This is a genomic window from Serratia sp. Ag1 (assembly GCF_000743355.1).
GTDB lineage: Bacteria > Pseudomonadota > Gammaproteobacteria > Enterobacterales > Enterobacteriaceae > Chania.
Window position 1 is genome coordinate 37,369 of the sequence record NZ_JQEI01000046.1, and the last position, 12,324, is coordinate 49,692.

At 51.0% G+C, this 12,324-nt stretch carries 9 protein-coding genes; 1 reads left to right on the forward strand and 8 read right to left on the reverse strand.

All coding sequences use genetic code 11. The features are described from left to right. Positions 1-101: 101 nt before the first annotated feature. The 7 genes from tssH to tssB form a co-directional block, all read right to left on the reverse strand. Complete coding sequence (gene tssH / locus IV04_RS21770; protein WP_037396715.1) at positions 102-2,768, reverse strand: type VI secretion system ATPase TssH; 2,667 nt, start codon at positions 2,766-2,768, stop codon at positions 102-104. Between the two features lie 168 nt (positions 2,769-2,936). Then, a complete protein-coding gene (locus IV04_RS21775; RefSeq protein WP_037396711.1) occupies positions 2,937-3,428 on the reverse strand; it encodes an Hcp family type VI secretion system effector in 492 nt (163 codons plus the stop codon). Between the two features lie 2 nt (positions 3,429-3,430). Further along, entirely contained in the window at positions 3,431-5,179 is a 1,749-nt protein-coding gene (locus tag IV04_RS21780) for an OmpA family protein (protein WP_231566260.1), read from the reverse strand. A 5-nt stretch (positions 5,180-5,184) separates the two neighbouring features. Continuing rightward, entirely contained in the window at positions 5,185-5,853 is a 669-nt protein-coding gene (gene tssL, locus IV04_RS21785; protein WP_037396704.1) for a type VI secretion system protein TssL, short form, read from the reverse strand. Next, entirely contained in the window at positions 5,850-6,206 is a 357-nt protein-coding gene (gene tssK / locus IV04_RS21790; protein WP_037396701.1) for a type VI secretion system baseplate subunit TssK, read from the reverse strand. Before tssK ends, tssL begins: the two co-directional genes overlap by 4 nt. 24 nt (positions 6,207-6,230) lie before the next feature. Further along, a complete protein-coding gene (gene tssC, locus IV04_RS21795) occupies positions 6,231-7,778 on the reverse strand; it encodes a type VI secretion system contractile sheath large subunit (RefSeq protein ID WP_037396699.1) in 1,548 nt (515 codons plus the stop codon). A gap of 28 nt (positions 7,779-7,806) precedes the next feature. Further along, positions 7,807-8,307 carry a type VI secretion system contractile sheath small subunit gene (tssB, locus tag IV04_RS21800; RefSeq protein ID WP_037396696.1) on the reverse strand — a complete coding sequence of 167 codons (501 nt, stop codon included), beginning with the start codon at positions 8,305-8,307 and terminating at the stop codon, positions 7,807-7,809. A 779-nt stretch (positions 8,308-9,086) separates the two neighbouring features. On the opposite strand from tssB, the gene IV04_RS21805 reads away from it, so the two are divergent. Continuing rightward, positions 9,087-10,544 carry an AMP nucleosidase gene (locus tag IV04_RS21805; protein WP_037396693.1) on the forward strand — a complete coding sequence of 486 codons (1,458 nt, stop codon included), beginning with the start codon at positions 9,087-9,089 and terminating at the stop codon, positions 10,542-10,544. Positions 10,545-10,630: 86 nt separating this feature from the next. Here IV04_RS21805 and IV04_RS24820 read toward each other — a convergent pair. Beyond that, on the reverse strand, positions 10,631-12,324 hold a 1,694-nt coding region (locus IV04_RS24820; protein ID WP_152562936.1), incomplete at its 5' end, for an FKBP-type peptidyl-prolyl cis-trans isomerase N-terminal domain-containing protein.

Below are 12,324 nucleotides of genomic sequence, written 5' to 3' on the forward strand. Positions count from 1 at the left end.
GTGTTCTCTCATTGGCATCAAGTATCTTGGTCGACAAAGTAAAACCTCGTAATTTCTTCTATAGCGCCAATAACGTCAAAAAGGGCCACTTCTGTCGATCATTACGCCGTCATCGCCCGGTCCGGGTCGTCGAACGCCAACGTAATCCCCTCTTCATCGTTGTACCCCAACAACAGATGTTGCGGTTTCTGATGCTGGGCCAACTGTTGTAACAGTTGCTGGCTCAATACCGGCAGAATTTGCTGATTCAGCAAGCTGTCAATGTTACGCGCACCGCTGTCTGGCAGCAGGCAGGCCGCTACCAGCGTATCGTACAGGCTCTCTTCGATAGTGCAGTTCAACCCATAATGGCGCTGCAGACGCTGAGCGACCTGTTCGAGTTTCATTTCGACGATATTGCGCAATGCCGGAGCGGCCAGCGGGCGATAAATCACCGTCTGGAAACGGGCCAGTAACGCAGGTTGGAAATGCTCGCGCAGGATCGGGCGCAACAGTTCTTGCAGGGAGGCATCCGGTGCTTCAGGCTGTTCATCCAGCAGTTGCATGATGTGATCGCTGCCCATATTGGCAGTCATCAAGATTACGGTGTTGCGGAAATCAATCTCACGGCCTTCGCCATCGCGCATAAAGCCACGGTCAAACACCTGATAGAACATGTTCAGCACATCGCGATGGGCCTTCTCTACTTCATCCAGCAGCACCACGCTGTATGGGCGTTTGCGTACCGCTTCGGTGAGCACGCCACCCTGGCCGTAACCCACATAACCCGGCGGTGAGCCTTTCAGTTGGGAAACGGTGTGAGCTTCCTGGTATTCCGACATATTGATGGTGATGAGTGCCTTTTCACCGCCGAACAGGCTATCCGCCAACGCCAATGCTGTCTCGGTTTTACCGACCCCGCTTGGGCCAACCAGCAGGAACACACCCAGCGGGCCATTTTCTGGCGTCAGCCCGGTTTTAGAGGCCCGGAGACGTTGTGCCAGCGCCAATAGAGCGGCATCCTGACCAACAACGCGCTGACCGAGATTCTGCTCCAGTTGCAGCAGATTGGTTTGTTCGTCTTTCAGCAGGCTGCCCAATGGCACCCCTGTCCAATCAGCAATCACCGTCGCCACGGTACGGGCATCAACATCCAGTGACAGTAAGCGAATGTTATTTTGCAGCTCATTTAACTGCTGCTGCAGTTGCGCGCGCTCAACGGAGCGGCTGAGATCTTTGCGCAATTCCAGTAGCTGCTGAGTTAAGGTTTTTTCCTGCTTATACTGCTTCTCCAGCTCGATCTGTTGTTTTTGCAGCACATCACGCCAGTCGGTAATATCCGCCAAACGTGCCGGATCGGCATCTGAACTCAGCACCAGATCCTGTTCAATCGCCTGCTGTTCCATGTCCAGTGCGAGCAGTTCAGAACTGACCTGCATCAACGGCTGGGGTTTAGTATCGAGGCTCATGCGTACCCGGGCGCTGGCAGTATCCAGCAGGTCAACCGCTTTATCCGGCAACTGACGGCCTGTCAGATAGCGGCGCGACAAAGTCACCGCCGCTTTTACGGCTTCATCGGTGATATGTACACCATGGTGTTTGGCATAGCGATCTTTCAGGCCACGCAGCATCAGGCAGGCTTTTTCGTCATCCGGCTCATCCACTTTCACCATCTGGAAGCGGCGTTCCAAGGCGGCATCACGCTCAAAATATTGTTTGTACTCCGACCAGGTGGTCGCTGCGATCGTGCGTAGTTCACCACGGGCCAGTGCAGGCTTGAGCAGGTTGGCAGCATCCGCGCCCCCAGCCTGATTACCTGCACCAATGATGGTATGAGCTTCGTCGATAAACAGCAGGATCGGGTTCGGCGACTGCTGTACTGCTGCAATGACGTTTTTCAGACGCTGCTCAAACTCCCCTTTGACACCGGCCCCCGCCTGCAACAACCCCAGATCCAACGTGCGCACGCTGACCGTTTTCAGGCTGTCTGGCACGTTACCTTCGGCAATGCGCAAGGCCAGCCCTTCAACCAGAGCCGTTTTACCCACCCCAGGTTCACCCACCAGAATCGGGTTATTTTTACGCCGACGGGAGAGGATATCCACCATCTGGCGGATTTCGTTGTCACGCCCGAATACCGGATCAATCTCATTGGCCTTGGCTTTAGCCGTAACATCCTGCGTAAACTTGTCCAGCACCGCCAGCAATGCCTCATTCGGCACTGGCGATGGAACCGACGGATCCGTTGCAGACTCAGATTCTTGTTGAGGCAAGGTAGAAGGATAGCGCCCCAGTTCCGCCTGCTGCTGTAACTCCGGGCGCTCATCGGATTGCGCATCCAATAATGGGCGCAAGCGCTGTAATTGAGTTGGGCTCAAACTCAATAGCGGCCACAGGCCATCGCTCGCGAGCTGCGATGGCTTTGCCATCAGCGCACCCAGCAGATGAACGCTGCGGATTTGTTGCGCATCTTCATCCAGTGATGCCGTCAACCAAGACTGCTTAATCAGGTTCAGCAAGGCAACTGAGAGATGTGGGCGGCTACGAACCGAACGTGGCAATGTGTCCAGATTCGCCAACAGCGATTGCCAGACGCCATCCATATCCCACTCATAGCGCCGGGCCAAGACGGTGATATCCCCTTCCCCCAACTCCAACAATTTGAGCAACCAGTGTTCAATGGTAATTTCTGCGTGGGCCCGGGTCTGGCACAATGTTGCGGCGGCCTCCAAGGCCTGCGCACAGTAAGAATTTAACCGGCGTAATAATATAGCTGACTGATTTTCCATAGTTCCTTTCCCTGTTCTCTCGTCACGCCCAGGCACGCTATGGCCCATATCCGTTAACCGAGACCCATAAGATTATCTGATAAAAGTACGTTGTCTTTGCCTAATGCCTGCAGCAGACCCTAGGAAAAAACAACAAAAAGCAGACGGTAAAACCGTCTGCCCCAAGATTTACGCGGTAGCGCGTTCATTCCAGGCATCAGAATGAATGATGTTGCCATCTTTGTAAGTCCAGGTGATTTTTTCGTAACGCAGTTCTACCAGTTCCAGGTGATTGTGTTTCTCTTTGCCTGGATCTTTGATGTCGTGCATCTTCGGTGCCACTTTAACGACTTTCACGTTGTCCAGCTTGGTGTTGAAATACTCAACTTCCTGGCCAGCGTCATCAATGCGGTACCATTTGAACTCAGCCGTTTTCAGCGTTTGGCCGGTGGTCACCGCTTTGTACAGATAAGGGCTGGACGCATCGATTTCCTTAGTAAACACGAAAGGCGTGTGGATACGAGTGCCGGTCAGCTTGCCAGTGTTATTGTCAGTCGGGATGTACAGGCTATGATCCTGTGCCACCACTTCGATGCTCCCTTCGCGACTTTGCACGTCCACAGAACCTTTAATGTCCGCACCGCCGTCGTCCTTCAGCCACAGATAGACTGGAATTGCCATGTTTACTCTCCTTGATTATCAGAACCGCCAACTTGTTCCGGCGGAGTTACACTGCCCGGCCCCTGGCAGGCATTTGCCTGAGGAACCAGACTAATTTCTACTCTTCGATTTGCTGCCCGCCCTTGGTCAGTGTCGTTAGAAGCAATGGGCCGAGTGGCACCATACCCCTGAACGGCAAAACAGGTCGGTGAAACATCACTGGTCTGCAACATCCAATCGCGTACCGACTCCGCACGCTTGAGAGACAACATTTGATTCGCCTTGGCATCCCCGGTGATATCGGTATGCCCCGCCACCACAATCAACCAGCCTGGCTTGGCTTTAATGTTGATTAACGCCTCCACCAGTACTTTGGTGGAGCCCGCTTTAAGCTGATACTTGCCGGTATCAAAGAGCGACAGGCTATCAAGCAGCACGGTTTGAGGAGCAACCTGCGGTGGCGCTGGCTCATCAACTTTTATTTCTTCAACCGGCGGTATATACCCCTTAATCGCGGCCAAAACCGGTTGCCGCAAGCGCTCACCAGGATACAAACCCAGGCCAAGATTAAGAGGAACCCCCTCACGGTAATATTCATTCAGTTGCGCGGCATCGGCTTTCAATACCTTCACGGCCTGTGCTTTGGCTTGGGTATCCGACATGGGAATGGCCTGGTAGCGTTGCAGATCATCCGTCATCTGGCGCGACAGCGTACGGTTCTGCCACGCAGAAACATTCAGTGCAACCAACCCGGCAAGCGTGAATACCCCGGCGGCATAAACTGCCGCACGGCGGCGTGGGGTAAAACCGGACTGCTGCGGTAAAAGACGCAACAGCGGATCGGGGAAAGGCAATGAGACGTCCTCACTTACCTTGCTGCTGCTTTCTTTACGGTTGAGTGTGGTTTTCTCCGTCAGCCACTGCTGCCAGAGATGAGCAGATGACAACTCAGGCACCGCCGGAGAAAACGTCAGCGCCAACGCCAACGGTGAACAAACCGGGATCGACTGTTCACGCGTTAAACATTGCGGCAGGATTTGTTGCACCATCCACTGCACCCAGCTTTCAACTTCTATTGCCCGGTAAAGTCTCTGGGTTTGTTCTGCGCTCTCGCCTTGTGCCACCCAATGCGCCAAAGGTTGTGCCGAGTGCGCATTATGCCAGACCGTCGCGGAAGGCTGGCCCGCTTTGAATTCAAACCATTCAGGATTGTCAGTTGCCACATCAGATGTCATTGCCATCGGTAGATAGCTGCATAGCAATGCAGGAACATCAGTGCCTGTTACGCGGCGCATGCGGGATAGCTGGTGGCGAAAGGTTTGGACACGGTTTGCCAATACCGCCATATCGTTGTGCTGTGATGGGTTAACCAATAGCAACGTGCTGAGTTGTGTTACCCAATCTGGGCGCAGGTTAAGCAATGCGGCAGAGGCTTCGGACAGCATCGAAAGGTCAGAAACTACCAAATAGCAACCCTCCGGTGTTTCACGCACCGCTGCGCCCTTAAACATCTGTGCTAAACCATCACCACAAACCAGCACTACCGGCTGCCGATAACGTTCAGCAGGTAGATGGGCCTGCCAGGCGGCATTGATAGCGGATTCAACCTGTGCAGCAACGCGTGAACGCCCACCCCGTATCCATACAGCCAGGGTAACAACAATAATAATTACAGCACCGATAAATTGGCCACGTGGAGTAAGAGGGAAGTAGCCCACACATAAGATCAAGGCCAGAACACCAGCCCAGAGCCATAACAACCGCTTTAACATTGCACTCACTCAGCGCCCCCTGGTAATAAGGCCGCGAGTAATTCCTGTAACTGCATATGCAACACCCACCAACTGCCTGCCAACACTAACAATGCGATGAAAAACCAGAAAAAAACCGACTGGAATAAACGGGATGAGTGCCGTGGCCGGGCCGCTAACGCCAAAGGCGGCTGCAAGGCAATATCGTAGGCAGCCACCTGCTCACCCAAAGTCGCCATAAGTTGTTCACGCGGTTGTTGCTGCAACTGGCCGTGATAAACACCTTCAAACCCGAGCCGTAATACCCGATAAAAACAGGTCAATACGGCGGGATCAGCCGCAGGCTCACGCAGCACTTGACGCATGCGCTCATACAACAGTTCCCCTGCCTGCAGCGTATTGAAAAAATGCGTCTGTAACGGTGTCTGGATCCAGGTGTTGTAACCTTCATCCTGCCTACCACGCCCCAGAACGGTTTCATCCAGCAATGCACATTGTGCATACGCGATATGCTCAATACTTTCGGCGCTGTAACCCGACTCGGTTAACCGAGTCTGAGTATCGACAACCAGTTGCAAGCAACGCTGATACAATGCCGTACCTTGCTGAGCGGGCACACCACGGCGTAACTCAGCCACAATCAACCAAGTGTCGTAGAGCAGGCTGTCAATAGAGAGATCGCTGATTGGTTTCATGAACGCAACACCGCAAAGAGTTCAAGCTGTACATCCGATAATGCCAGCAAGACCTCAACACTACGCTGAGGCCCATCCAGAATCTGTGCCAAATTGATTGCGGGTGGCAGGTTATCCGTCACATCAGTGTCAATCAGACTCCCGTCTGGGAGACGTAACCGGAGGTGCTGTGCTTTCAGCCGATTAAGGTGCAACGCATCTTGATCAAACTCTGCACACAGCACTCCCCATGGATGATTCAGCGACAGGTGCGCAAGACAGTCATTAGCATAACTTTCCCAACGCGCCTGTTGCTGAAATTGTTGAGGGGACAGAAACGCCCCCTCCGTCCACAACGGACGTAAGATTTTCATAACCTGCTGCTCCCGCATGCCCAATTAGGCTTTCGCTTTTGGCATCTGGGAAACCAGTGACAGATTGACATCCATGCCTTCAACCTGGAAGTGCGGTACTGCGTACAGTTTCACGCGGAAGAAACCTGGATTATCTTCAATGTCTTCCACTTCAACTTTAGCATCACGCAGTGGGTGAGACGCTTGCAGATCGTCACCTGGATCGGTCATTTCAGTCACCAACCCGCGCACCCAGTTGTTCAGTTCCAACTCCAGCAGACGGCGATCTTTTGTCGTGCCGATGTTTTCGCGTTGAATCAGTTTCAGGTAGTGAGCAATGCGCGACAGCAGGAAGATGTATGGCAGACGTGAGTTGATACGGCTGTTAGCGGTAGCATCTGCGGTGTCATACAACGCAGGTTTCTGCGCAGAGTTCGCCGAGAAGAAGCAGGCGTAATCACGGTTTTTGTAGTACGACAATGGAATAAAGCCCAGATTGGCGAATTCAAATTCGCGCGTTTCCGGGATCATCACTTCCGACGGGATCTTCACCTGATTGCCAGTGCCCAGATCGTACAGATGGATTGGCAGATCGGTAACCGCCCCACCAGCCTGTGGGCCACGAATCTGCACACACCAACCGTTTTTGATAAAGCTCTTCACCATGTTGGCTGCAAAAGCGAATGAAGCGTTGGTCCACAGATACTTTTCATGATCTGGACCTTTCACTTCTTCTACATAGTTAAAGCTGCGTACCGGCACAGTATCTGGGCCATATGGCAAACGGCCCAGCACGCGTGGCATCGTCAGACCGATGTAACGGGCGTCGTCGGTATCGCGGAAAGATTTCCACTTGATGTATTCAGCGCGATCGAAGTAGTTACCGATATCTTTAATGGCAGCGACTTCTTCCATGCTTGATTTGCCAAAGAAAGCCGGGCCAACTGAACCGATAAACGGCATATGCGCAGAAGCAGAAACTTTGGAAATGTTACGCAACAGGGCAATGTCCTGTGGGCCTGCATCGAACTCATAGTTAGAGATCACGGCACCAATCGGCTCACCACCTGGGGTGTCATATTCCTGAATGTAAGCGTGGCGATACATTCCGCTCTGAATGATTTCTGGTGAATCTTCGAAATCCTGGCGCAGATCTTCCTTCGAAATATCCAGCACTTCAATTTTCACGTTCTGACGGAAATCCGTACCGTCGACCAGTTGCTTAAGACCACGCCAGGCGGATTCCACTTTCTGGAATTCCGGGTGGTGCATAACCACGTCCAACTGACGGCTGATCATTTGATCCAGTTCAGCAATGTGGTGATCCAACAAGGTCTTATCCAGACGCTCAACTTTCTGGCCAGACTGCTTCAAACGCTCCAGGAAAACCTGAACCGCTGCAGTGACACGCTCATCAGCCGTGGTCTCAGACAGAGCAGTATTGTCCTGATAGGCATCCAGATCGCCCAGCGCGGATACCGGCGTCAGATTAATTTTTTCAAACAAGGAAGCATAAACACTGCCTTCTTGTGGACGTTCCAGAACAGTGGTCTGGCTTTCCTTGGTATTTTCGGTATTTACAGACATCAGCATACTCTCGTGTTAATCCAGCTCTCAGGGGTTACGCTTCTTTAGGAGCCAGCGCGGCCAGTTCAGTGCGCAAATCAGCGCTTAACGATTCGTCTTTAAGAATGGCTTCCAGCTCTTTACGGAAGGTGACGTTATCCAGGAGGTTGGATTTGAGGTCGCGCAGCAGATTGCGCATGGAAAGGAGAGCACGCAGTTGGGGGATGCTACGCGCTACCTGCTCTGGCTCGAAATCTTTCATTTCTTTGAACGTCAGCGCGATGTTCTCTTCACTCTTATCACCAGCTAACGTGTTTTCTACAACCAGTTTGACTGAAGGGCTGAATTCCGCTAACACATTATCGAAATTATTCTTGTTGACGGAGATCTTTTCGCGCTCAGACAGCGCTCTGTGCTCCTGTCCGTTGCTATAATCACCCATCACCATTAGCTTGAGAGGCAATTCTACTTTTTTCTGCGCCCCGCCGGTATGGAGGTCGAGTTTGATGTTAACGCGCGCGCGCGGTATCTCATTTTGGTAGCTGGAGGAGGCCATAACAGTCCTTATTCACTGAGCGATTTAAGTAAGGACTGCCTGTTGGAGTGTGGAGCACAACGGCAATCCTTGCCAAACAAAAGCGTCAAACAGATGTTGTGATGCATGGTGACATAAAACGTAGATATCCATTCATTTTAGGAATGAATACATAGGAATACATCAATTATTTTACAGCAGGACACGGCTTATCTAAACCGTTGCAATACATAAGATAATCTTAAGGAGATTATTATGTCAATATTAATTTTTACTTCAGATATAAAACCGATAAGTTTTATTTAATAAAAATAGACCTTATTATGTAGGAGTATTCCAACAAAAATCGGTGCAGTGTATTCTCTAATAAGCTGATTAATTGATTTTTACCTATTTCTCTGTTGAATTATTTTAAAAGTCACGTTTAACTGCCGTCTATTAAAGTGATCTACATCAAAAAACCAGGCGTATTTTTATCAAAAACCCACCAATATATAAAATTATTATATATTTAAAATTAAAACATTCACCATATAGATTAATGGTAATTTCCTCTCTGCGATATATCATAAATTATATTCGGCAATTGTTTACACCACTCATTAATATTCTAAAGATTTCAATTTTCATCTGGTTATAAAATCAACACATATTTATGCTGTATTCTTTTTTTTGTTTTTCCTCACTCTGCCTGCTTATTTGCCTATTTTTCGGGCACTGCCCCCTTAGACGATGTAGTAGCATGCATTGAAAGCCTACACTACGCTATGCTGAGATATCGCAAGAACTAAGGAAAAGCTATGAATAACAACCCAGGAACAGTTCTGACAGCCATACAGGCACTCGATAAACTCGAGGCGATGTATGATGCCTCGGTTTGCGCGCTACGAGGAGCCATCAAGGATTTCATCGCTCATGGGGCCCTCCCAGACGAGCAAGCACGCGCAGAGGGGCTGTTTTCTTACCCGGAATTGCGTGTCCGTTGGGATGGTGATACGCCTAATAGCCCCAGGGCACGCGCCTACGGAAGATTTACCCGGCCCGGTAATTACACTACCACCATTACCCGGCCACAGTTGTTTCGCCATTATTTGTCTGAGCAATTGGCTTTACTAGAAAGCGAATATGCCGCCGTGATTGAGGTCGTTTCATCCAGGCAGGAGATCCCTTTCCCTTATGTGATTGACGGTTCCGATCTCACGCTGGATCGCTCGATGAGTGCCGGAATAACCAAACATTTTCCCACCACCGAATTAGCACAAATCGGCGATGAGACAGCAGATGGGCTGTTCCCTTTTATCAATCACTTCCCACTGTCACATTTTGACGCACTGCGTACGGACTTCTCTCTGGCACGATTAAGGCACTATACCGGTACCCCTGTAGACCATTTCCAGCCTTTCGTACTGTTTACTAATTACACGCGCTATGTGGATGAGTTTGTACGGTGGGCATGCCGCCAAATTGCCGACCCAGACAGCCCCTATGTCGCTCTTTCCTGTGCAGGTGGGCATTATGTCACGGCACAAACCCCTAACCCAGAACAGGCAGTTTCGGATCTCGCCTGGAAAAACCACCAAATGCCCGCTTACCATCTGATTGCTCGTGATGGCCAAGGAATCACCTTGGTGAATATCGGCGTCGGCCCCTCTAACGCCAAAACCATCTGCGACCATCTGGCTGTATTGCGCCCACATGCCTGGCTGATGATCGGCCACTGTGGTGGCCTGCGTGAAAGCCAATCAATCGGCGACTATGTTCTGGCCCATGCGTATCTGCGCGACGATCACGTACTCGACTCAGTATTACCACCGGATATTCCTATCCCAAGCATCGCGGAAGTGCAGCGAGCACTTTATGACGCGACCAAAACGGTCAGTGGCATGCCGGGTGAAGCGGTGAAACAGCGTCTGCGAACTGGCACGGTTGTCACAACGGACGATCGCAACTGGGAATTACGCTACTCCGCCTCTGCACTACGTTTTAACCTCAGCCGAGCCGTGGCTGTCGATATGGAGAGCGCCACCATTGCCGCTCAGGGCTATCGTTTCCGGGTCCCTTACGGTACTTTGCTTTGTGTTTCTGATAAACCGCTGCATGGTGAGATCAAACTGCCAGGTCAGGCAAACCGCTTCTATGAAGGTGCGATTTCCGAACATCTGCAGATCGGAATCTGCGCGATCGAGCTATTACGTGCCGAGGGAGAACATCTGCATTCCCGTAAGCTGCGTACCTTCAACGAGCCACCTTTCCGTTAACTCTCTGGCAGAAATGGCTAGCAGCAAAACGAAAAACCCCTCATGTCACCATGCGGGGTTTCTGTTGCGACTTTCAGGGCTTAGGCTTAGTGAGCTTCAGCGGTACTGCTTGCAGGCATAACATCCAGGATACGCACGCTATAGACCATAGTGGCACCCGGTGGAATGTCTGGCGCCATCCCTTTGTCGCCATAGGCCAACTCAGGTGGAACTACCAGCGTCATGCTGCCATGGTTTTTCAACTTGGTAATTGCTTCACGGAACAATGGTGGATAAGCACTCAGCGGTTGTGAAATCGATGTACCCGCCAGATCCATATCTTTAATCACCTTACCATCGGTCAGACTTTCTTTAACCACGACGGCAACCGTATCCGTCTCATTAATAGCACCATCACCCTTATAATCTATACGGTAGTAGAAGCCTTGCGGTGATTTAACCACCTTGGCCTGCTGCCTGAATTTATCAATATATTTCTTGCCCGTTTGTTCATTCTTTGTTTTTAACTGCTTATGCTGACTATTTAATTCCAGCTCGCTCTCATACAAGGCTTTAGCAATTTGCTCTTTGTCCATTTTAATCTGGCCGTTGATGGTGTCGGTCACCCCCGCTAACGCCACTTGCCGATTAACTTCAACACCCTGCGACTTTTTACTCTCAAGCAGGCTTACAATGTCGTTACCCAGAGAAGTCCCGATAGCATAATCACGCTTTTCCTGATCGGTTTTAGGCTCTGTCAAGACAGCCACACTTTCCGGTTGCGATTTCTTAGCATCAGCCAACGCTTGTTGTAACTGCTTGAGATCCTGATCTTTCTGCTCGCGATCTTTAGCCTGCTCTGCCAGTTGCTCTTGCAGTTTGGCATTCGATTGCTGGCTTTCCTGTACGGTTTGCTGCAATTGTGCCAACTGTTGCACTTTCTGCTCGCTGTCTTTGGCTTGTGCCGCCAGTTGCTCCTGCAACTTGGCGTTCGCCTGCTGGCTTTCTTCTAGCGTTTGCTGTTGCTGTTTAACCTGTTGGGTTTTCTGCTCACCATCTTTGGCCTGAGCTGTAAACTGCTCCTGCAATTTGGTCAGAGCCTGCTGGTTCTCCTGCAACGATTGCTGTAGTTGTTTCACCTGCTGAGTTTTCTGCTCGCTATCTTTGGTTTGCGATGCCAGTTGCTCTTGCAGTTTGGCCAAGGCCTGTTGGCCCTGTTGCAGTTCTTTCACCTGCTGAGTTTTTTGCTCGTTGTCTTTGGTCTGCGATGCCAACTGCTCCTGCAATTTGGCACTCGCCTGCTGGTTATCCTGCAACGTTTGCTGTAGTTGTTTCACCTGCTGAGTTTTCTGCTCGCTATCTTTGGTTTGCGATGCCAGTTGCTCTTGCAGTTTGGCCAAGGCCTGTTGGCCCTGTTGCAGTTCTTTCACCTGCTGAGTTTTTTGCTCGTTGTCTTTGGTCTGCGCCGCCAATTGTTCCTGCAATTTGGCACTCGCCTGCTGGTTATCCTGCAACGTTTGCTGTAACTGCTTCAGCTGCAGCGCTTTTTGCTCGCTATCTTTGGTTTGCGATGCCAGTTGCTCTTGCAGTTTAGCCAAGGCCTGTTGGCCCTGTTGCAGTTCTTTCACCTGCTGAGCCTTTTGTTCGCTGTCTTTGGTCTGCGCCCCCAATTGTTCCTGCAGCTTGGCACTCGCCTGCTGGTTATCCTGCAACGTTTGCTGTAACTGCTTCAGCTGCTGCGCTTTTTGCTCGCTATCTTTGGTTTGCGCCGTGAGCTGTTCTTGCAACTTAGTCAGGGACT